19 protein-coding genes are annotated in these 20,151 nt (G+C 66.7%); 6 read left to right on the top strand and 13 right to left on the bottom strand.

The window, feature by feature from the left end; all coding sequences use genetic code 11:
• Nucleotides 1-25 precede the first annotated feature (25 nt).
• Both HNP51_RS05545 and HNP51_RS05540 read left to right on the top strand, forming a co-directional pair.
• Nucleotides 26-1,249 carry an O-antigen ligase gene (locus HNP51_RS05545; RefSeq protein ID WP_260398344.1) on the top strand — a complete coding sequence of 408 codons (1,224 nt, stop codon included), beginning with the start codon at nt 26-28 and terminating at the stop codon, nt 1,247-1,249.
• A 4-nt stretch (nt 1,250-1,253) separates the two neighbouring features.
• Entirely contained in the window at nt 1,254-3,359 is a 2,106-nt protein-coding gene (locus HNP51_RS05540) for a DNA topoisomerase IV subunit B (protein WP_221415750.1), read from the top strand.
• A gap of 154 nt (nt 3,360-3,513) precedes the next feature.
• Here HNP51_RS05540 and HNP51_RS05535 read toward each other — a convergent pair whose 3' ends face one another.
• The 8 genes from HNP51_RS05535 to HNP51_RS05500 form a co-directional block, all read right to left on the bottom strand.
• Nucleotides 3,514-3,942 carry a molecular chaperone DnaJ gene (locus HNP51_RS05535; RefSeq protein WP_184267989.1) on the bottom strand — a complete coding sequence of 143 codons (429 nt, stop codon included), beginning with the start codon at nt 3,940-3,942 and terminating at the stop codon, nt 3,514-3,516.
• 7 nt (nt 3,943-3,949) lie between these two features.
• A complete protein-coding gene (locus tag HNP51_RS05530; RefSeq protein WP_184267987.1) occupies nt 3,950-4,798 on the bottom strand; it encodes a division plane positioning ATPase MipZ in 849 nt (282 codons plus the stop codon).
• Between the two features lie 96 nt (nt 4,799-4,894).
• A complete protein-coding gene (locus tag HNP51_RS05525) occupies nt 4,895-5,536 on the bottom strand; it encodes an SPOR domain-containing protein (protein WP_184267985.1) in 642 nt (213 codons plus the stop codon).
• Between the two features lie 71 nt (nt 5,537-5,607).
• On the bottom strand, nt 5,608-6,369 hold the full coding sequence (locus HNP51_RS05520) for a chorismate mutase (protein WP_184267983.1): 762 nt from the start codon (nt 6,367-6,369) through the stop codon (nt 5,608-5,610).
• Between the two features lie 304 nt (nt 6,370-6,673).
• Entirely contained in the window at nt 6,674-7,246 is a 573-nt protein-coding gene (locus HNP51_RS05515) for a prephenate dehydratase domain-containing protein (protein WP_184267981.1), read from the bottom strand.
• The gene (locus tag HNP51_RS05510) at nt 7,243-8,613 is read right to left on the bottom strand and encodes a class II 3-deoxy-7-phosphoheptulonate synthase (protein WP_184267979.1); all 1,371 of its coding nucleotides are present in this window, start codon (nt 8,611-8,613) and stop codon (nt 7,243-7,245) included. Before HNP51_RS05510 ends, HNP51_RS05515 begins: the two co-directional genes overlap by 4 nt.
• A 60-nt stretch (nt 8,614-8,673) precedes the next feature.
• Nucleotides 8,674-9,720 (bottom strand): enoyl-CoA hydratase/isomerase family protein, encoded by a 1,047-nt coding sequence (locus tag HNP51_RS05505; RefSeq protein ID WP_184267977.1) that lies wholly within the window; start codon nt 9,718-9,720, stop codon nt 8,674-8,676.
• Between the two features lie 440 nt (nt 9,721-10,160).
• Nucleotides 10,161-11,300 (bottom strand): isobutyryl-CoA dehydrogenase, encoded by a 1,140-nt coding sequence (locus tag HNP51_RS05500; RefSeq protein WP_184267975.1) that lies wholly within the window; start codon nt 11,298-11,300, stop codon nt 10,161-10,163.
• Between the two features lie 258 nt (nt 11,301-11,558).
• Between HNP51_RS05500 and hemB the strand changes: the two genes are divergently transcribed.
• Nucleotides 11,559-12,563, top strand: a complete 1,005-nt coding sequence (gene hemB, locus HNP51_RS05495; RefSeq protein ID WP_184267973.1) for a porphobilinogen synthase — start codon at nt 11,559-11,561, stop codon at nt 12,561-12,563.
• Between the two features lie 172 nt (nt 12,564-12,735).
• Here the strand turns inward: hemB and HNP51_RS05490 are convergent, their stop codons facing one another.
• Both HNP51_RS05490 and HNP51_RS05485 read right to left on the bottom strand, forming a co-directional pair.
• Nucleotides 12,736-13,230: a flavin reductase family protein gene (locus tag HNP51_RS05490; RefSeq protein WP_184267971.1), complete on the bottom strand. Its 495-nt coding sequence runs from the start codon at nt 13,228-13,230 to the stop codon at nt 12,736-12,738.
• Nucleotides 13,231-13,296: 66 nt separating this feature from the next.
• Nucleotides 13,297-13,899, bottom strand: a complete 603-nt coding sequence (locus HNP51_RS05485; RefSeq protein ID WP_184267969.1) for a DUF922 domain-containing protein — start codon at nt 13,897-13,899, stop codon at nt 13,297-13,299.
• A 115-nt stretch (nt 13,900-14,014) separates the two neighbouring features.
• Here HNP51_RS05485 and HNP51_RS05480 point away from each other — a divergent pair, with 115 nt between their 5' ends.
• Entirely contained in the window at nt 14,015-14,914 is a 900-nt protein-coding gene (locus HNP51_RS05480) for a flagellar motor protein MotB (protein ID WP_184267967.1), read from the top strand.
• A 111-nt stretch (nt 14,915-15,025) separates the two neighbouring features.
• The gene (locus HNP51_RS05475; protein ID WP_184267965.1) at nt 15,026-15,763 is read left to right on the top strand and encodes an arginyltransferase; all 738 of its coding nucleotides are present in this window, start codon (nt 15,026-15,028) and stop codon (nt 15,761-15,763) included.
• A 162-nt stretch (nt 15,764-15,925) separates the two neighbouring features.
• On the opposite strand, the gene HNP51_RS05470 is transcribed toward HNP51_RS05475, so the two are convergent.
• The 3 genes from HNP51_RS05470 to parC form a co-directional block, all read right to left on the bottom strand.
• Nucleotides 15,926-16,942 (bottom strand): M48 family metallopeptidase, encoded by a 1,017-nt coding sequence (locus HNP51_RS05470; protein ID WP_184267963.1) that lies wholly within the window; start codon nt 16,940-16,942, stop codon nt 15,926-15,928.
• A 6-nt stretch (nt 16,943-16,948) separates the two neighbouring features.
• Nucleotides 16,949-17,518 (bottom strand): LemA family protein, encoded by a 570-nt coding sequence (locus HNP51_RS05465; RefSeq protein ID WP_184267961.1) that lies wholly within the window; start codon nt 17,516-17,518, stop codon nt 16,949-16,951.
• A 77-nt stretch (nt 17,519-17,595) separates the two neighbouring features.
• Nucleotides 17,596-19,797, bottom strand: coding sequence for a DNA topoisomerase IV subunit A (gene parC / locus HNP51_RS05460; RefSeq protein WP_114818061.1), 2,202 nt, complete (start codon nt 19,795-19,797; stop codon nt 17,596-17,598).
• A 113-nt stretch (nt 19,798-19,910) separates the two neighbouring features.
• Between parC and HNP51_RS05455 the strand changes: the two genes are divergently transcribed.
• Nucleotides 19,911-20,075, top strand: a complete 165-nt coding sequence (locus HNP51_RS05455; protein WP_184267959.1) for a nitronate monooxygenase — start codon at nt 19,911-19,913, stop codon at nt 20,073-20,075.
• The last annotated feature ends 76 nt before the right edge of the window (nt 20,076-20,151 follow it).

Below are 20,151 nucleotides of genomic sequence, written 5' to 3'. Positions count from 1 at the left end.
GGTCGCGGCCGGATTCATCATCTGCATGCTGACCGGCGCCCTGATCGGTCCGGTTCTGGCGCCCGACCAATCGGAAACGCCAATCCTCCGCCTCTTTTGGCTGCCCGCCTACGCCCTGACGGCGGGCCTGCTCCTGCTACGCTTCGAAACCGTCGTCAAAGCCTGGCCCGCCTGGCTGGCCCTAGGCTCCCTCGTTGTACTGGCCTTTGCCTCCACCCAATGGTCAATTGACGCCGCGACGACGCAGCGGCGGGTCGTCGCCATGACCATAAACGGCTCATTCGCCATCTATCTGGGCTCGCGTTTTCACGACATCCACCTGCCACGACTGCTGGCCTGTTGCGCCCTGATCATGGGGATCCTCAGCGTCTTCATCGTTTTCGCCGTGCCTTCAATCGGCGTCCATAGCGACGTCAACGCCGGCATGTGGCGCGGCATCTGGTACGAGAAGAACCAGATGGGCATAGCCATGGCAGCTGGAGCGACCGCCGCCGCCGCCTGGATCGCCGCCAAAGACCGACTGAGCATCACGCCTATCGCCACCATCCTCCTGTGCCTCTGCCTGGTTCTGGCGACGCAATCCAAGACATCCCTGCTCTGCGCCTTGATCGGCATCAGCATCGTCGTCGCCCTGTCGGTCCTGAAAAGGGCGGGCCCCGCCCTTATCATCGTAGCCATATGGCTCGGCGTGATCTGCCTGGCTTTCGGCTGGTGGCTGTGGAGCACAGAATCCGGGGAAATTCTCCAGGCTCTAGGCAAGGACCCAACCCTCACCGGGCGCACCGCGATCTGGGACGCCCTGTTCCGCAAGATCGATGAGCGCCCCTGGACCGGCTATGGCTACAACGCCTTCTGGGGCAAGGGGTCTGAACCCGCCGCCTGGATACGTCATCAGACGGGCTGGTCCGTGCCTTCGGCCCACAACGGCTGGATTGACCTTCTGGCGCAACTGGGGTGGCCGGGCGCCGTTCTGGTCGGAACGATCGTCGCGTCGTCGTATCTGCTGACCCTGATCCGCCTGCCCGCAGCAGGCCTGCGCGAAGGCTTCTGGGGCGTAGCCTACCTCACAGTCTATCTCCTGCTCACCCTGTCAGAGAGTGTTCTTCTCAGCGCCCAGAGCATGCCCTGGACCCTGTGTTTGGCGATCCTGGCGCGCGCTGTATATCCTGAGCCGAGACCGCAACGGGCAATGCTTGCGCCAAGCCGGCGCGCGGCCTACCAGACCGGCTCCCGAATCGCCTCAGACTGAACCGATGGCTGACCTGTTTTCTACGCTCGACGACGCTGAACCGACCCGCCCAGACGTGGCCGGGCAAGCCCCTGCTTCGCCTCAGCCTGTCCCTGCGCCGATTCCGACCGCGTCTGCGCCCGTCGCGCATGAGCCCAAGGTCGAGCTGGCGACCCACGCCAGCACGGCGACGGCCGCCGCCACCGGGTATTCCGCCTCCTCGATCGAAGTGCTGGAGGGGCTGGAGCCCGTCCGCAAACGCCCCGGCATGTATATCGGCGGCACCGACGAACGCGCCCTGCACCACCTCTTCGCCGAAGTCCTCGACAACGCGATGGACGAAGCCGTGGCCCGCCACGCCAAGCTGATCACCGTTGATCTGGACGCCGACGGCTTCCTGTCGGTTCGCGACGACGGCCGCGGCATCCCGGTCGATCCCCACCCCAAGCACCCCGGCAAGTCGGCCCTGGAAGTCGTCATGACCGTGCTGCACTCGGGCGGCAAGTTCTCGGGCAAGGCCTATGAGACCTCGGGCGGCTTGCACGGCGTCGGCGTCTCGGTCGTCAACGCCCTGTCGGACCAGTTGGACGTCACCGTCTGGCGCGACGGCTTCGAATGGCGCCAGTCCTTCAGCCGCGGCCTGGTCCAGGCCCCCATCCAGCAGGTCGGCCCCTCCAAGAAGAAGGGCACGCGTATCCGCTTCCATCCGGATGAGCAGATCTTCGGCGTCGGCGCGGCCTTCAAGCCCGCCCGCCTCTACCGTATGGCCCGCGCCAAGGCCTATCTGTTCCGCGGCGTCGAAATCAAATGGACCTGCGCGCCGGAACGCATCACCGACGCCACCCCGGCCGAGGCCACCCTGCACTTCCCCGGCGGTCTGGCCGACGCCCTGGCCGAACGCGTGGGCGAGCTGGAAACCGTCACCCCCGTCTTCGCTGGCCGCGCCGAGCGCAAGGGCGAGGCGGGCGCGCTGGAATGGGCCGTCACCTGGTCGCCCATCGGCTTCGGCGACGCCGACAGCTTCATCGCCTCCTACTGCAACACCGTCTCGACCCCCGACGGCGGCACGCACGAGGCCGGCTTCCGTTCGGCCCTGGTCAAGGGCCTGAAGGCCTATGGCGAGCTGACCAACGAGAAGCGCGCCGCCCAGATCACCGCCGAGGACGTGATCGCCAACGCCGGCGCCATGATTTCGGTCTTCATCCGCAACCCCGAATTCCAGGGCCAGACCAAGGACCGCCTGTCCTCGCCCGAGGGCCAGCGTCTGACCGAACAGCTGCTGCGCGACCCCTTCGACCACTGGCTGACCGAAAGCCCGAAGCAGGCCAACGCCCTGCTCGGCTTCGTCATCGACCGCGCCGAGGACCGCCTGCGCCGCCGCAAGGACAAGGAAGTCCAGCGCGCCGCCGCCACCCGCAAGCTGCGCCTGCCGGGCAAGCTGTCGGACTGCTCGCGTCAATCGGCGCAAGGCACCGAACTGTTTATCGTCGAAGGCGACTCGGCCGGCGGCTCGGCCAAACAGGCGCGCGACCGCACCACCCAGGCCATCCTGCCCCTGCGCGGCAAGATCCTGAACATCGCTTCGGCCACGGCGGACAAGCTGCGTCAGAATATCGAACTGTCGGACCTGGCCCTGGCCCTGGGCGTCCAGCCCGGCAGCCGCTTCAACATCGAAGACCTGCGCTACGAGCGTATCGTCATCATGACCGACGCCGACGTCGACGGCGCCCACATTGCGGCCCTGCTGATCACCTTCTTCTATCGCGCCATGCCCGAGACGATCCGCCAGGGTCGCCTCTTCATGGCCCTGCCGCCGCTCTATCGCATTTCGGCCGGCCCCCTGTCGGAATACGCCCGCGACGACGCCCACCGCGACGAGCTGCTGGCCACCGTCTTCAAGGGCAAGAAGGTCGAGATCGGCCGCTTCAAGGGCCTGGGCGAGATGATGGCCTCGCAACTGAAAGAGACCACCATGGACCCGAAGAAGCGGACCCTGGCGCGCGTCTCCCTGCCCGACAGCGAGGAAGAGATCGAGGACCTGGTCGAACGCCTGATGGGCCGCAAGGCCGAGGCCCGCTACCAGTTCATCCAGGAAAACGCCCGCTTCGCCGTGGCGGACCTGGACGTTTAAGGCCAAACCATAACCCGCTCATCCCCGCGGAAGCGGGAACCCAGTAAGTGCCTCAAGCGCTACGTCCCGAACAGCGCCCCTCTGATTTCCGCGCAGCGTTTTTGGCCAAAGCACTAGGTCCCGGCCTCCGCGGGGATGAGCGGGTAGAGATAGTTCAGCCCTTCAGCAGCCGATCCCGCGCCGCATTGACGCGCGCGGCCAGCCCTTCTGTCCCGCCCTGGTCGGGATGCGCTCGCGCCATCAGACGACGCCAGGCGGCCTGCACCGCCTCGGGCGTCGCGTCGGCGGTCACCCCCAGAATGGCCCGCGCCTCGGCTTCCGTCAGACGTTCAGCAACGGACGCACGCGGCGGCACGGTCCGAACCCGCGACTGCACCGCCAGCCACAGCCCTGCCCCCGCCAGCCCTATCGCCGCCAGCCACACGCCGCGCGACGCAGCCAGAACCGCCCCCGCGAACAGGGCCGTGCTGAGGATGGTCGCGGAAATGCGCCAGTGGCCGCGCCGCGCGCGCTCTGTCTGCCGCCCCAGACGGGCCAGCGCCCACACCGCCACGGCGGCCAGCGCCAGCCAGATCAGGCCCATGCGACGATCAGGCCGCCGCCGCGTCCAGCGGCGCCAACGAACCGCCTTGCGCGTCGTCCAGACCCAGGGACTGCATCAGATTGCGCAGTTCCTGACGCGCCGCCACGTGGGCCAGGGACACCGACACCGGACGGATATCGTTCGACAGGTCGGCCACGGTCAGGCCGAAGGGGAACAGCTCGCGATAGATGACCCGGTCGCGCAGACCCGGCCCGACGCGGAAGCCGACGCGCTTGGCCAACTTCAGCATCTTCTCTTCCAGACGACGACGGTTGCGCGCCTCGGCCACGGCCAGGCGATTGGTGACGACGACCCAGTCGATCGTCACCTGACGCCCCTCGGTGATGGCGCGGTGCTTGCGCGCCTCCCAGACGCTCTCGGAATAGATGGAGGGCTTTTTCAGATCCAGCGTCACCGGATCGACCTCGCCCAGCAGGTCGAAGTCGACGAAGCTGTCGTTCATCGGCGTGACGATCTGGTCGGCGCGGCCGTGCGCGGCGCGCGACAGGGCCGTGTCGCCCCCGGGCGTGTCGATCAGGATGATGTCCGCCACGCCTTGCGCCTCGGCATAGGCGGCGTCGAAACGCGCCAGCTGCTCGGCTTCGTCGGCCTTGGCCAGGGCCTTGCCGTCTCCCATGTCCGGCACGATCGGCATGGGCAGAGGCTGTTCGTTGGCCGCCGTCCACGCCCCACGGTTGGAGAAGAACCGCTCCATCGACCGCTGACGCAGGTCCAGGTCGATGATGGCGACCTTCTTGCCCGCGTGCAGCAGGCCGGTGACGATGTGAATGGCCAGGGTGGACTTGCCCGCCCCGCCCTTTTCATTGCCGATGACGATGACCTGAGGCTGCGCCATGATGAGTCCCGATGTTTCGACGGGCGCGACTCAATCGTTCGCTCCCCGTCCAAGACGCCCTAGATCGGGCCAAGGACGCCAGTCGTCAACGAAACCTTAAGCCGCGCCTGTGGACGACGTCGCCTCTGCGGCCCGAACGCACCAGGGATCGGACGCCGCCGCACGCTCGCACAGCGCCTTGGCCTGGGCCGATCCGGCCCGAACCTTCAGACGAACCAGACGCCGACCTTGAACCTCGACCGGCTCGAACACCGGCTTCAGGCCATGGCTCCCCTGCCCCAGACGCTCCCACGCCGCCTGAGCCGAGGCCTGGCTGGCGTAGGCGCCGAGCTGGATCAGCACGGCGTTCGAAGGCGAGGCGACCGCCTGCGGCCGCGCGGGCTTGGCGGCGGCTTGCTGTGCGGCCTGCACCTCCGGCGGCGCTTCAGGATCAATGAACACAGACGGCAGGGCGGGCAACACAGCCGCCGCCTTGCTCGTCAGCCCGTCGCGGGCGTCCCATAGCTGATGCGGCGTCAAAAGCTCGACCTTCAGCGGACGCAGCCCCGCCTCTTCGGCGTTACGCGGTCCCGACGGTTCACGCCGAGCCTCGCCGTCGCGAGTCGACAGCGGAATGGCCGCGATGTTCTTGGCCACGCCTTCGAAGCGATGAGGATCGGCCTCCGCCATGCCGCAGCCGGCCAGCAGCACCGCGAGGGCGCCGACCGATCCGAGCCGCAGGATGACGGAAGCGTTCATGCCACCATGCTGAACGCAGTCTTTTGAGACAGGGTTGAGGAACAGGCTTAACGCGCGTTAAGCCCTCGCCTTCAGCCGATGGCGCCGACGCAGCCTTCAACATCGCCCGGCGCCACGTCGGCGTCGGTCAGAGCCAGGGTCCAGCCGTGGTTGGTGTTCAGGCCCCAGCGCCGCGCGCCCGAGCCGTCGCCGGCGTCGCCGCCGACCGTCACCACCACGCGGCGGCCCATCGGCAGGGCCGGCGGATCGATCTTGCCCACGGCCAGCGAGGTCGGGGTGTCGCCGCCGTAGCCGTCGAAGACGCTCAGCATCGACCATTCGCGACGCAGGCCCATCCACCAGGCGTCGTCGGTGTTGATCGACAGGACGGCCACGCCATGGCCTTCAGCCGCATGGGCCAAGGCGGCCTGCGGATCGCGGACCAGTTTGATGTCGGCGGCGGCGCCGAAGCGCAGACGGGCGCCGTCCACGGCCTTGGCCGGGTCGATGGGGGCCCATACGTGGACCTGCAACCGGCCCTGGCGGGCCAGGCCCCAGCCGACGATCTCGCGCCACAGGTGCTCGACCGCCTCGCGGTTCTCGGGTTCGCACTGCTTCAGGACGCGAGCCTGAACGGCCTGCTCGCGGTCGGGACGCAGCTTGGTGTGCGGGCCGGTCGGCGCGTCCTTGGCCTTGCCCACCTGGGCGGCGACGGCGAGACGGCGCTCGAACAGCTCAAGAATCTGGTCGTCCAGGCTGTCGATCTCGGCGCGCAGCGCGGCCAGCGCCTTCTGCTCGGGGCTCAGCTCGGCGGATTCAGCGGGCCAGACTTGCTGGATATTGGAATTGGGCATGTGATCAGGCTTTCGGCATGGAATTTCGATGAGGAGATCGCGTCCGCCGAACATCAGGCAGGAACGCGTGCAGAGGCCGCTCGGGTTAAGCGGTCGCCAGCGAGACTGTCAGGGTTGGTTAGAAGCCCGACGCCTCAGCCGGCGTATCGAAAGCCGTAATAGCCGTAGCCAAAATAAAAGCCGGCCACCGCGCGCGTGGTGGTTTCAAGGGTCAGTTGTGCGCGCAGCGAGGACATGAATCCGGTCCGGTTTCAGGATCAGGGTCGATCCGATCTCTTCTTAAGCGCGCAAACTCTGTGCGCGGTCAAGCCCCAGGTGCACTGAGGAGGACAAATCGCGTCCGATTGTCGCTGAAATCCTGCAAATCGTTGCGCAGAACCGCCAGGCCATAAACCTCGGCGGCACGCGCCGGGGCCACGGCGGCGCGGGTCAGATCGCCGGCTTCGGCCACCGCGGCGGCAGCCCCGCCCGTGTCGAAGACCTCGACCGAGGCGATCTTCAGCTCGCCCAGAGCCTTCGAGCATTGTTGCAAGGCGACCGGATGGCTCTCCGCCGTCCGGATGTCCGACAGCCGCGCCTCGGGCAAACCGAGCAAGGCCAGCCGGATCGGCCGCCAGGCCTCGCTGACTACGACCAGCCCCGCCTCGCGCACCAGGGTGGCGGCGGGCTCGACCACGCCCACTGTCGAGTTCTCGACCGGGATCAGGGCGAACTGGCACTGCCCGGACAGCAGGGCGTCAATCGCCCCCTGGAAGGTCTCGAACCCGACCGCCTCGTCCCACGGGCGCAGGTCGAGGCAGGCTTCATGGCTGAAGGCGCCGGGCGCGCCCTGATAGGCGACGCAGCCCGAGCCTTCGTTTTCAACTGCCGAGGTCACGCGGCCTCGGCGCGGGCCTGACGCCCGGCCTTGAGGCGCTCGGCGACCAGGAAGGCCAGCTCCAGCGCCTGATCCGCATTCAGACGCGGATCGCAGTGGGTGTGATAGCGGCTCGACAGATCGTCCTCGGTCACCGCCTGGGCGCCGCCCAGGCATTCGGTGACGTTCTGACCGGTCATTTCCAGGTGAACGCCGCCGGGGTGGACGCCCTCGGCCTCCGCCACGTCGATGAAGGTACGGACCTCGCCCATGACGCGGTCGAACGGCCGGGTCTTGTAGCCGTTGGCGGCCTTCAGCGTATTGCCGTGCATCGGGTCGATCGACCAGATGACGCGCTTACCCTCGGCCTTCACCGCCCGCATCAGGGCGGGCAGTCGATCGCCGACCTTGTCGTGACCGAAGCGGCCGATGAGGGTCAGCCGGCCGGGGATGTTGTTCGGGTTCAGGGCGTCGATCAGCGGCAGGATATCCTCCGCCGTCATGGTCGGCCCGCACTTCACGCCGATGGGGTTCGAGATCCCGCGCATGAACTCGATGTGCGCCCCGTCCAGCTGACGGGTGCGCTCGCCGATCCACAGCATGTGGGCCGAGGTGTCGAACCATTCGCCCGACGAACCTTCCAGGCGCGTCAGGGCGCTCTCGACGTTCAGCAGCAGGGCTTCGTGGCTGGTGAAGACCTCGACGCGCGACAGGTCGGGATGGGTCTCGGGCGTGACGCCGACCGCCTCCATGAAGGCCAGGGCCTCGGTGATCTTGTCGGCCAGCTCGCGATAGGCCGCGCCCGCGCCATTGTCGGCGAAGCCCAGGGTCCAGCGGTGGATGTTGTACAGGTCGGCATAGCCGCCGCCCGCAAAGGCGCGCAGCAGGTTCAGCGTCGAGGCCGACTGATTGTAGGCCTTCAGCAGGCGCTGCGGATCGGGCACACGCTCTTCGGGCGTGAAGCCCATGCCGTTGATGATGTCGCCGCGATAGGACGGCAGCTCGACCCCGCCGATTTCCTCCAGCGGCGACGAGCGCGGCTTGGCGAACTGACCGGCGATGCGGCCGACCTTCACCACCGGCTTGCGCCCGGCGAAGGTCAGGACCACCGCCATCTGCAAGATCAGACGGAAGGTGTCGCGGATGTTGTCGGTCGAGAACTCCTTGAAGCTCTCGGCGCAGTCGCCGCCCTGAAGCAGGAAGGCGTTGCCCGCCTCCACCTGCGCGAGGTGCTGGGTCAGTTTGCGGGCTTCGCCGGCAAACACCAGGGGCGGCATGGCCCGCAGCTCGTCTTCGACACGGGCCAGTTCGGCCATGTCAGGATAGTCCGTCGGCATATGCACGACGGGCTTGTTTCTCCAGGATTCAGGGGTCCAGCGCTTACTCATGCCGCCTAGATAGCCCTACAGGCGTTCCGGAACAACAAATGTTGCGCCGCAGCGACCTTTTCAGAGCGGCGACCAGGCCTCGTCGGCGAGCAAGGGCGCAAACAGGGCGTCCAGCGTCGCATCACTGACGCCCGCCAGGTCGGCGGGCGACCACTTCGGCGCATTGTCCTTGTCGACGATGACGGCGCGCACGCCTTCCTGGAAGTCATGGGTCTGCACGACCCGACCGCCCAGGGCATATTCCATCGCCATGTTCGCGGCGAAGGACGCCAGCGTCGCCCCGGTGCGGATCTGGCGCAGCGACACCTTCAGCGACTGCGGCGACTTGGTCTTCAGCGTCTCCAGCTGCTTCAGCGCCCAGTCCGAGCCGTCTGCCTCCAGCGCGGCGAATATCTCCTCGACCGTGTCAAAGACGAACAGCCGGTCGATGGCCTCGCGATGCGCGTCCAGCGGCGCCGGACCTGCCTCGCCCGAAACGCGGTCGGCCACGGCCTTGGGATCAGACGGATTGGCGAGAAGTTCATCCTTCAAAGCCGCCGTCGCGCCGCTCTCGACGAAATGCGTGTGGATGCCCAGTGCCACCGTATCCGCCGCCTTCAGCCGCGCCCCCGTCAGCGCCAGCCAGACCCCCGTTTGCCCCGGCAGGCGCGGCAGGAACCAGCCCCCGCCCACATCAGGGAACAGGCCGATGCCCGTTTCCGGCATGGCGTAGGTGGTGCGCTCGGTGGCGATGCGGACATCCGCCGGCTCGCTGATGCCCACGCCGCCACCCATGACGATGCCGTCGACGATGGCCGAGATCGGCTTGGGGTATTCGAACATCAGATGGTTCAGCTGATACTCGGTCTTGAAGAAGGCCCTGGCTTCCGACGCATCCCCTGCCCCGCTCTCGGCGATCATGCGGATGTCGCCCCCGGCGCAGAAGCCGCGCTCGCCTGCATGGTCGACCAGCACCGAGCGTACGGCGTCGTCGCCGCGCCAAGCCAGCAGCGCCGCGATCATCGCCTCGCACATGCCCCGGTTCAGCGCATGGATCGCCTTGGGCCGGTTCAGGGTGATGCGACCGACGCCGTTCTCGACGCGGGTGATAACTTCAGCTTCGCTCATTTCCATACCCCACCAGTCGCTGACAGCGCCTGAGCATATTCAGATTTCTAATGTTCGTTCGGCCAAGGAAGCTTTTTGCAGCCTCCGCTCGGCACGGGATCCATGCACAACCAAACCGCGAAGGTCACAGTGTCACCCGGCTGCATCTGATCTCCACGCGTTCGAGCATCCCGCAAGCTTCTCAGAACATTGCGCCCAAAACGACCGTCCGTCGGAAGCTGCCTCTCCAGGCGGCAGGAAGAGAGGCGATTCCGCTCCGCCGCCACGCAGGTGACTTCCGCTTGCATAACTCCGTGTGCGCCCTGCGGAGCTTCAGGCAAGGGCATCTTGGACCAAGACACCGTGTCCCAGTGTCGTGGGGCGGGTTGCTGGGCTGCCTCCTGATGAGAGAACATCACAGTCGCCGCCAGTAGGGCAATCAACATACCACCGCTTCCGTTTTAGGCTCTCGCCAGCTCCCGCGCGATGATCACGCGCATGATCTCGTTGGTGCCTTCAAGAATGCGGTGGACCCGCAGATCGCGCACGATCCGCTCCAGCGGATAGTCCTTCAGATAGCCGTAGCCGCCGTGGATCTGCAGCGCCTCGTCGGCGATCTGGAAGCAGGCGTCAGTGGCCAGGCGCTTGGCCATGGCGCACCACTTGGTCTTTTCCGGGTGGTCGTTATCGATGGCCCAGGCCCCGCGCAGCACCATCAGGCGCGCCGCCTCCAGGTCCGTCGCCATGTCGGCCAGACGGAACTGCAGCGCCTGGAACTGGCCGATGGCCTGCCCGAACTGCTTGCGCGTGGCGACGTAGTCCTGCGCCGTCTCCAGCGCCAGCCGCGCCCCGCCCAGCGAGCAGGCGGCGATGTTCAGACGTCCGCCGTCCAGGCCGGCCATGGCGTATTTGAAGCCCGCGCCCTCTTCACCCAGCAGGTTGGCGACCGGGATGCGGCAATCGTCGAAGCTGACGATGGCGGTCGGCTGGGCGTTCCAGCCCATCTTCTTTTCCTGCGCCCCAAACGACAGGCCGGGCGTCCCCGCCTCGACCACCACGGCGCTGATTCCCTTGGCCCCTTCGCCGCCCGTGCGGACCATGACGACATAGACGTCCGACGTCCCCGCGCCCGAAATGAAGGCCTTGGACCCATTCAGGACGAAATGATCGCCGTCACGCACCGCCGTGGTCCGCAGCGCCGCCGCGTCAGAGCCCGAACCCGGCTCGGTCAGGCAGTAGCTGGCGATCTTGTCCATCGTCACCAGCGACGGCACGAAGCGCGAGCGCAGGTCGTCAGACCCGAACTTGTCGATCATCCACGTCGCCATGTTGTGGATCGAGATAAAGGCCGCCGTCGCCACGTCCCCGCGCGACAGCTCCTCGAATATCACCGCCGCCTCGACCCGGCCCAGGGCCATGCCGCCGTGTTCTTCGCCGGTATAGATGCCGCAAAAGCCCATCTCTGCCGCCGATTTCATCACATCGACCGGGAAATGCTTGTCCTCGTCCCACCGGGCCGAATGCGGCGCCAACTCGGCGTCGGCGAAGGCCCGCGCCGCGTCCTGAATCGCGCGCTGGTCGTCGTTGAGGGCGAAGTCCATGATCTATGCTCCCGACTCTGGCCCTCTGACGGGGCGTTCATGCTGCTTCTATCCAAGCGCTTGGGATACGTCACCCCGCCAGCGCCATGCGCCGCATCTTGTGTCCGCCAATGACGCAGGCACGCGCTAGTCTCTGCCTCTGGACGCCGCGATTTCAGACTCATTAGACGAATTGGACTCTGTTTTTTCCCGACCGGGGTCCGATATGCGACCTCCAAGGCCGTTTCCCTGCCTCGTCTACCGGACTATGAGCCCTGCATGACCATGCCGTTCCAGCCCGCCGCCTTCCCCTACGCCCGCCCGCGTCGCCTGCGCTCGCAGCCCTGGGTGCGCCGTCTGGTCGCCGAGACGACCCTGACGCCAGCCGACCTCATCTGGCCGATCATAGTCCACGACGGGGCCGAAGATCGCGTGCCGGTCGCCTCCATGCCCGGCGTCTTCCGCCTGTCGCCGAAAGAAGCCGCCAAGGCCGCCGTCGAGGCGCGCGACCTGGGCATCCCCATGATCGCCCTCTTCCCGAACGTGGACGGCGCCATCAAGGACAGCGTCGGTACGGCCGCCAGCGACCCCGACGGTCTGATCCCCGACTGCATCAAGGCCATCAAGGACGCCGCGCCCGAGATCGGCGTCATGACCGACGTGGCGCTCGACTGCTACACTGACCACGGTCACGACGGCGTCATGGAGAACGGCCGCATCCTTAACGACGTCAGCATCGAACGTCTGGTGGAACAGGCCTTCATCCACGCCCACGCCGGCGCCGACGCCGTGGCGCCGTCCGACATGATGGACGGCCGGGTCCAGGCCATCCGCGAGGCGCTGGAAGCCAACAGCCTGCCGGACACCCTGATCATCAGCTACGCCGCCAAGTACGCCTCGGCCTTCTACGGCCCCTATCGCGACGCCGTGGGCTCGTCCAAGTCCCTGACCGGCGACAAGAAGACCTATCAGATGGACTACGCCAACGCCGACGAGGCCCTGCGCGAGGTGGCGATGGACATTTCCGAAGGCGCCGACGCCCTGATCGTCAAGCCGGGCCTGCCCTATCTCGACATCGTCCGCCTGGTCTCGGACACCTTCAAGATCCCGACCTTCGCCTATCAGGTGTCCGGCGAGTACGCGATGATGCAGGCCTCCATCGCCAACGGCTGGCTGGAGGAAGACCGCGCCATCCTGGAAACCCTGCACGCCTTCAAGCGCGCCGGCGCCTCAGGCGTCCTCAGCTACTTCGCCCCCAAGGCAGCAAGGCTTCTGGGGGCGTAGGGCCCACCTGTTCCGCTCATCCCGGCGAAGGCCGGGATCCAGATTATATGGCGCAAGCTCAGAACACGCGGGCGCTGCACCGGCTCTTCAAACTGCCGATGTCGCGTCTGCATCTGGATCCCGGCCTTCGCCGGGATGAGCGAAATATTCAGAAGGCGCGGAAAGTTAGGCCTCACGCCGTCGGATCGACCGCCCGTCCGTACTTGCCCCGGAAATAGGTCAGGGCGTCGCCGGGATGGGTCTCGAAGGCGGCGACCCGCCCGACGATGACCAGGTGGTCCCCCATGACGATGCGGTCGTGGGTCGCGCAGTCCAGCCGCGTCACGGCGTTGCGCAGACGCGGCGGCGCCGGGTCCCCAACTTCGAACTCGTCGTCCGACAGGGTGCAGACGCCCCAGGCGAAACGATCCGACATGGCCTGATCCTCGACCGGCAGCATGTGCACGGCGAAGCGCTCGGCTCCGGCGAAGGCGTCGTGGCGGTCCGACTTCACGTCCAGGCACCACAGCACCAGCGGCGGGTCCAGCGACACCGAGGTGAAGCTGTTCACTGTAATGCCCAGCGGCCCCTCGGCCGTATGGGCCGTCACCACGCAGACGCCGGTGGCGAAGCCGCCCAGCGCCTTGCGATAGGCCTTGGCGTCGAATTCGGAAGGAGATGGGGTCATGATCACAGGCCTGACCTAAGCCGTGGGTCGTCGCCGGGCAAGGCCGCCGCGCCCCGAACGAGCCTCCTAAGGGAAGACCGCCCCTTCGCGCTTTCCATGCTCTGTCAGGCGATCATATTCCCGGCTTGCCGCGGCCACGTCGTTTGAAACACGGTCCGCAGCCGCCTGCATGTCCTCGCAATTGGCTGCGGCGCGCATGGCCTTCTCCATCTCCTGCCGTCCGTGCAAGGCGATGCGGGCGTGGTTCATCTCGTGGGTCGCCAGGGCCTTGAAATAGCGCCCCCAGGCCTCTCGGTCCCTGCGCCCCAGCTTTTCAGGCTCCGTCAAGTCGGGGAGAATTACGGTGATGGCCACGCTGGTGACGGTCGTCTCCGGCAAGCATTGCTGGCCCCCACGCCGCTGCCATCGGCTTGAATACCGCCAGCGCGTCACGCCGTCGAAGCGCTCGCCGCCGTCGCTTTCGGCAGGCCGCGCCGCATTCATGGCCGTCCTGACGGCGCGCGATGTCCGCCCGCTCACCGGATAGGCGACCAGGACCACATCCGGCAGAGCCGACAGTTCCGGCGCCGCCTCACGCAATCGCAACTCCCCTTCCGAAGGGGCCGTCACGACGGCCACTTCGTCCGAAGCGACGACCAAGGTCGCGATCGTCAGAAACTCAAAAAACATCATTCCCCCACCCTGACAAAATCGCTTGAACACCGAAGCCCCCGGCCAAGGCAACCGCTTCTTAAGGCGCCTGTGAGATTCACGGCTAACAGACGACGTTAAGATTGGCCTGCCCATGTCCGTGAGCGATCGCCCGATCCTCATCAAGAAGGTGAAGAAGGTGGTCGCCGGCGGCCACCACGGCGGCGCGTGGAAAGTCGCCTACGCCGACTTCGTGACGGCCATGATGGCCTTCTTCCTGTTGATGTGGCTGATCAACACGACCGACCCGGAGCAGAAGCGCGGCATCGCCGAATACTTCGCCCCGGCCAACGTCTCGGCCTCGACCTCCGGGTCCGGCGGCATCCTGGGCGGCACCGCCCTGGGCGACGACGGCGCCAAGAGCTCCGGCTCCATGGCCATGGTCGAGCAACTGGCCCCCGAGGCGCCTCAATCGCCTGAAGAAGCCGGCCAGAGCACCAATCTGGCTGCCGCCAGCGAATCCGCCCTGCGCGCTGAGATCGCCAAACGCGAAGCCGCCGACTTCGCCAGCGCCGCCGAAAGCCTGCGTCAGGCCATGCAGGCCATGCCCGAACTGGCCGAGCTCTCGAAGCAGCTGATCATCGACCAGACGCCCGAGGGTCTGCGGATCCAGCTGGTCGACCAGGAAGGCCGCTCGATGTTCGAGAACGGCTCCTCGCGCCCCAACCCGCGCGCCCAGATGCTGCTGCGGGCCATCGCCAAGGTCATCAACCAGCTGCCCAACCGCATCTCGATCACCGGCCACACCAGTGCCGTCGCCGGCTCCAGCCGCGCCAGCAGCGCCGGGGACTGGTCGCTGTCGTCCGCTCGCGCAGACGCCTCGCGCCTGACGCTGCAAGGTGCGGGCGTGAATGCCGACCGGGTCTATTCGGTCGCGGGCAAGGCGGGGTCCGACCCCCTCTATCCCGACGATCCTTCGCTGGCCGGCAATCGCCGCATCGCCATCGTCCTGCTGCGCGAAGCGCCGGTCCTGCCCACGGACACCAGCCTGTGACCGCAAGCGCCGCACTCACGGCGCTTGCGAAATCCCCCGGTTGCGCGCCAAATCGGCGCATGATGACCCGCGCGCAAACCTGCCGAAACGATTGGAAACGGACGTAAGGCCGTGACCCAGCATTTCCCGACCCGGCAGCTGCGGTTCTTCATGACCGCCAACGCGCCCTGCCCCTATCTGCCCGGTCAGTTCGAGCGCAAGGTCTTCGCCAACCTGCCCTTCAGCGACGGCGCCGACGTCAACGACGCCCTGACCCAGGCCGGTTTCCGCCGCAGCCAGAACATCGCCTATCGCCCGGCCTGCGAGACCTGCGCGGCCTGTGTCTCCGTCCGCATCCCGGTGGCCGAGTTCGCCTTCTCGCGTTCGCAGCGCAAGATCCTGAACCGCAACGCCGACCTGTCGCGCGATCTGGTCGAAGCCGAGGCGACGATGGAGCAGTTCGACCTGCTGCGCCGCTACCTGGCCGCGCGCCACCCCGGCGGCGGCATGAGCGACATGGGCTGGTCCGACTATGTGTCTATGGTCGAGGACACGGCCGTCCGCACCCACCTGATCGAATACCGCATGCCCGCCGACGACGACGGCCCCGGCGATCTGGTCGGCGTCTGCCTGGCGGATCTGCTGCATGACGGCCTGTCGATGGTTTACAGCTTCTTCGACCCCGATCTGGAGCGTCGCAGCCTGGGCCAGTTCGCCATCATGGATCACCTGCGCCAGGCGGCGCTGGTCGGCCTGCCCTACGTCTATCTGGGCTACTGGGTCCAGGGTTCGCCCAAGATGGACTACAAGGCCAGGTTCAGGCCCATGGAGGCCCTACGTCCTCTGGGTTGGGAACGCCTAAAAGATTAGCGCCGCGCCTCTCCCTCCCCTTCAGGGGGAGGGTGGCTGAGGCCCAAGGCCGAAGTCGGGTGGGGCGGCCAAGCTATTCAAGCGCGACACCCAGGATCAACTCGCCTCCCCACCCGGTCGCTTCGCGACCACCCTCCCCATGAAGGGGAGGGAGAAGCTGCGTTAGGTCGTCGGAACCGCAGTGCGCTCCTCGCCCCACGCCCCCTCGTCTCGCCCGCCGGCGAACTTCACCAGGGCCGCGATCCGCTTCTCGATCGGCGGGTGGGTGGCGAACAATCCAGAAAACCCCGCCTTGTCCGCCGTATTGTCCAGGAACATGCCGCGCAGTTCGTCAGGCGCCTCGATCTTCGACTGCCCTGACACCTTCCTCAGCGCCGAGATCATGGCGTCCGGGTTCTTGGTCAGCTCGACCGCCCCCGCATCGGCCACATATTCCCGCGTCCGCGACAGGGTCATGCGGATGACCGCCGCCAGGCCGAAGCCGATCACCCCGATGGCCAGGCCGATCAGGATCAGCGGCATAGCGTTCTTGTTATTCCCCCCGCGACCGCCGCGCACATAGAACAGGCTGCGGAACACCAGTTCGGCCACCACGCTGATGATCCCCGCAAAGATCGAGGCGATCACCATGGTCCGCACGTCCTTGTTGATGACGTGGGTCAGTTCATGGGCCAGGACGCACTCCATCTCATCGCGGCTCAGCGCCTGCATCAGGCCGCGCGTGACGGTGACGCTGTAGTTCCCCTCATGCAGCCCTGACGCATAGGCGTTCAGCGACGGGCTCTCGATGATCCGCAGCGTCGGCGTCCGCAGCCCGCGCGAGATCGCCAGATTTTCCAGCAGGTTGTAGAGCTCGGGCTCGACCCGCCGCTCGACCTTGCGGGCGCCGGTCATGGCGTCGATCATCGCCTGATTGCCGAAAAAGGCGATGACGAACCAGATGGCGGCGACGACCAGGGCCGTCGGCACGGTCCAGCCCAGCATGGACGCCGCCAGCGCCAGGTCCTGACCCAAGTCGCCGCCCGAGTTGGGCAGCAGACCGAACCCCATCATCAGCACCTGAATGCCGAATAGGATCAGCACGAGCAGCACCGGGAACCCGGCCAGCAGGATCGCCGACCGGGTGTTGTTCTGCCAGATATGGGTCTTGAGGCCGACGGCCTGACCGAACACCGCCATTGGGGCTTAGAACTTCACCGTCGGCGGCGCCGCATTCAGAGCCGCGCGTTCACCCTCTCCCACGTCGAAGAAGGGCTTGTCCGAGGCAAAGCCGAACATGCCGGCGAACAGGACAGTCGGGAACTGACGGCGCACGGCGTTGAACTCGCTGACCGCATTGTTGAAGAACCGACGCGCGGCGGCCAGCTTGTTCTCGATGTCCGACAGGTCCATCTGCAGCTGCTGGAAGTTGGCGTTGGCCTTGAGGTCCGGGTAGGCCTCCGACACCGCGAACAGACGGCCCAAGGCCCCGGTCAGCATGTTCTCGGCCTGCACCTTCTCATCAACGGTGCGCGCTCCAGCGGCGGCGGCGCGGGCCTGGGTTACGGCGTCCAGGGTGCCGCGCTCGTGCGTGGCGTAGCCCTTCACCGTCTCAACCAGGTTGGGGATCAGGTCCTGACGCTGCTTCAGCTGCACGTCGATGTCGGCGAACGACTGATTGGCCGTCTGATCCAGCGCCACCAGCTTGTTGTAGGCCCCGACGACGACGAACAGCAGAACGACGACGATAACGGCGAGAATAATCAGGGCGATCATGGGGCCTCCTCCAGCATTTCGCGAGGAATATGGGGGGCCGCAGCCCCCCGGCCAAATGACAATCCTGACAGGTTAGATCAGCGGAACTTGCGCATCCCGCGCGGCCCCTGACGCCCGGCGCTGGCGCGCTTGCCCAGCCAGTCCTTCCAGTCGGGCCAGTTGCGGCGACGACCGCCGCCGTCGGCCCATTCCGGCCCCGTCTCGGCGTTGAACACCGCCACGTCGGCCAGACCGCCCTGCTTGTAGCCCTGCAGCTTGACCCCCTTGCCCCGGCCCATTTCGGGCAGCTCGGCGATGGGGAAGATCAGCGCCTTGATGTTCTCGCCTATGGTGGCGACGTGGTCGCCGGTGACGCGCAGCATGGCCAGCATCTCGCCGTTCAGCACCTGCTTGCCGCCGCGCTTCTGCGCCAGAAGCTCGTTCTCGGGAGCGACGAAGCCGTAACCGGCCTTGGACGCGACCAGAAGCTTCGCATTCGGTTCGTGCGCCAGGACATTGATAATCTCGGCTTTTTCATCGAGGTCAATCATCAGACGCAGCGGCTCGCCGTGGCCTCGCCCGGAGGCCAGCTTGTCGGCCCCGATGGTGAAGATACGCCCGTCAGACGCCCCTACCAGCAGCTTGTCGGTGGTGAAGGTCGGCACCAGGAAGGCCAGGCTGTCGCCCTCCTTGAACTTCAGTTCCGACGGATCCTCGACCTTGCCCTTGGCGGCGCGGATCCAGCCGCGTTCCGACAGGATGACGGTGATGGCCTCGCGCGGGATGAAGGCTTCGGGCGCCACGAAGGCCGAGGCGTCCACCGCCTCGCCGATGGTCGTGCGGCGCGGCGAGATCAGCGCCTTGCGCACGACCTCCAGCTCCTTGGAAATGGCTTTCCACTGCTTGCCTTCCGAAGACGTCAGCGCCTTCAGCGCCGCAAGTTCTTCCGACAGAGCATTGAATTCCTTCTCGATCGCCATTTCCTCGATCCGCGCCAGCTGACGCAGACGGGTGTCGAGGATGTAGTCGGCTTGCGGCTCGCTCAGACCAAAGCGCGCGATCAGAACCGCCTTCGGCTGCTCCTCCTCGCGAACGATGCGGATCACCTCGTCCAGGTTGAGGAAGACGATGCGCAGGCCTTCCAACAGGTGCAGTCGCTTCTCGACCCGCTCGATACGCCATTGCGACCGGCGGTTCAGCACCACGCGGCGGTGATCCAGGAAGGCTTGCAGGCAGTCCTTCAGGCCCATGACGCGCGGCGTGCCCGTGGCGTCCAGCACGTTCATGTTGATCGGGAAGCGGACCTCCAGATCGGACAGCTTGAACAGGCTCTCCATCAGCATCTCGGGCTCGATGGTGCGGTTCTTGGGTTCCAGAATCAGGCGGATGTCTTCCGCCGACTCGTCGCGCACGTCGCCCAGCAGCGGCGCCTTCTTGTTCTCGATCAGGTCGGCCAGGGCCTCGATCAGGCGGCTCTTCTGCACCTGATAGGGCATCTCGGTGACGATGATGCGCCAGACGCCGCGCCCCAGGTCCTCGGTCTCCCAGCGCGCGCGCAGCCGCACCCCGCCCCGGCCCGTTTCATAGGCGTCCAGGATCGAGGCATGACCTTCGACCGACACACCGCCGGTCGGGAAGTCCGGCCCCGGCACGATCTGCACCAGTTCCTCGGTGGTCGCCTCGGGCCGTTCCAGCAGCAGCTGACAGGCGTCGATCAGTTCACCGACGTTGTGCGGCGGGATCGAGGTCGCCATGCCCACGGCGATGCCCGACGACCCATTGGCCAGCAGGTTGGGGAAGCCGGCCGGCAGGACCACCGGCTCTTCGTCCTGATCGTCATAGGTGGCGCGGAAGTCGACCGAGTCCTGGTCGATGCCGTCCAGCAGCAGGACGGCGGCGGGCGTCAGCTTGCACTCGGTATAGCGCATGGCCGCGGCGCTATCGCCGTCGATGTTGCCGAAGTTCCCCTGACCGTCGACCAGCGGATAACGCTGGGCGAAATCCTGCGCCAGACGCACCAGGGCCTCATAGATGGAGGCGTCGCCGTGCGGGTGATAGCCGCCCATGACCTCGCCGACGACCTTGGCGCATTTGCGCGCCGCCGCCTGCGGGTTCAGCCGCATCTGGTGCATGGCGTACATGATGCGGCGGTGCACCGGCTTGAAGCCGTCGCGCACGTCGGGCAGGGCCCGGTTGGTGATCGTGGACAGGGCGTAGGCGAGATAGCGCTTCGACAGCGCCTCGCTCATCGGCTCTTCGACGATGCGGCCGCCTTCAGGCGTCGGGGTGTGGATGGTCATGTGTTTTCGAATCGGTGATCTGAACGACAAAGTCTAGCGCAGCCTGCGGCTGACGCGGGGACGATCGGCGCCTATCTGTGGAGCGCCGCCGCCGAACAGGTCAGGACCCCGCCATGAAGACCGCCCTCACCGACCGCCTGGGCCTCGATCTGCCGATCATTCAGGCCCCGATGGCCGGGACCTCCACGCCCGAGCTGGCGGCGGCCGTGTCGAACGCCGGGGCGCTGGGCTCCATCTCCATCGCCTCGGTCGATGGCTCTGGCGCAGGAAACCCGTGACGCCGTCAGCCGTCTGCAACGCCTCCTGTAACCCGGTGCCATCCGCGGCGTTGTTCGCAACGTAACATCAGGGTCT

This window comes from Brevundimonas bullata (assembly GCF_014207965.1).
Taxonomy (GTDB): domain Bacteria; phylum Pseudomonadota; class Alphaproteobacteria; order Caulobacterales; family Caulobacteraceae; genus Brevundimonas; species Brevundimonas bullata_A.
Note: the sequence above shows the minus strand (reverse complement) of the source record. Positions and strands in the feature narration are given on the sequence as shown.

What these genes read in the sequence shown, in the direction of transcription:
- HNP51_RS05545 (WP_260398344.1), top strand. Translation starts at nt 26, where the DNA reads ATGCTGACCGGCGCCCTGATCGGTCCGGTTCTGGCGCCCGACCAATCG.
- HNP51_RS05540 (WP_221415750.1), top strand. Translation starts at nt 1,254, where the DNA reads ATGGCTGACCTGTTTTCTACGCTCGACGACGCTGAACCGACCCGCCCA.
- HNP51_RS05535 (WP_184267989.1), bottom strand. Translation starts at nt 3,942, where the DNA reads ATGGGCCTGATCTGGCTGGCGCTGGCCGCCGTGGCGGTGTGGGCGCTG.
- HNP51_RS05530 (WP_184267987.1), bottom strand. Translation starts at nt 4,798, where the DNA reads ATGGCGCAGCCTCAGGTCATCGTCATCGGCAATGAAAAGGGCGGGGCG.
- HNP51_RS05525 (WP_184267985.1), bottom strand. Translation starts at nt 5,536, where the DNA reads ATGAACGCTTCCGTCATCCTGCGGCTCGGATCGGTCGGCGCCCTCGCG.
- HNP51_RS05520 (WP_184267983.1), bottom strand. Translation starts at nt 6,369, where the DNA reads ATGCCCAATTCCAATATCCAGCAAGTCTGGCCCGCTGAATCCGCCGAG.
- HNP51_RS05510 (WP_184267979.1), bottom strand. Translation starts at nt 8,613, where the DNA reads ATGAGTAAGCGCTGGACCCCTGAATCCTGGAGAAACAAGCCCGTCGTG.
- HNP51_RS05505 (WP_184267977.1), bottom strand. Translation starts at nt 9,720, where the DNA reads ATGAGCGAAGCTGAAGTTATCACCCGCGTCGAGAACGGCGTCGGTCGC.
- HNP51_RS05500 (WP_184267975.1), bottom strand. Translation starts at nt 11,300, where the DNA reads ATGGACTTCGCCCTCAACGACGACCAGCGCGCGATTCAGGACGCGGCG.
- hemB (WP_184267973.1), top strand. Translation starts at nt 11,559, where the DNA reads ATGACCATGCCGTTCCAGCCCGCCGCCTTCCCCTACGCCCGCCCGCGT.
- HNP51_RS05490 (WP_184267971.1), bottom strand. Translation starts at nt 13,230, where the DNA reads ATGACCCCATCTCCTTCCGAATTCGACGCCAAGGCCTATCGCAAGGCG.
- HNP51_RS05485 (WP_184267969.1), bottom strand. Translation starts at nt 13,899, where the DNA reads ATGTTTTTTGAGTTTCTGACGATCGCGACCTTGGTCGTCGCTTCGGAC.
- HNP51_RS05480 (WP_184267967.1), top strand. Translation starts at nt 14,015, where the DNA reads ATGTCCGTGAGCGATCGCCCGATCCTCATCAAGAAGGTGAAGAAGGTG.
- HNP51_RS05470 (WP_184267963.1), bottom strand. Translation starts at nt 16,942, where the DNA reads ATGGCGGTGTTCGGTCAGGCCGTCGGCCTCAAGACCCATATCTGGCAG.
- HNP51_RS05465 (WP_184267961.1), bottom strand. Translation starts at nt 17,518, where the DNA reads ATGATCGCCCTGATTATTCTCGCCGTTATCGTCGTCGTTCTGCTGTTC.
- parC (WP_114818061.1), bottom strand. Translation starts at nt 19,797, where the DNA reads ATGACCATCCACACCCCGACGCCTGAAGGCGGCCGCATCGTCGAAGAG.
- HNP51_RS05455 (WP_184267959.1), top strand. Translation starts at nt 19,911, where the DNA reads ATGAAGACCGCCCTCACCGACCGCCTGGGCCTCGATCTGCCGATCATT.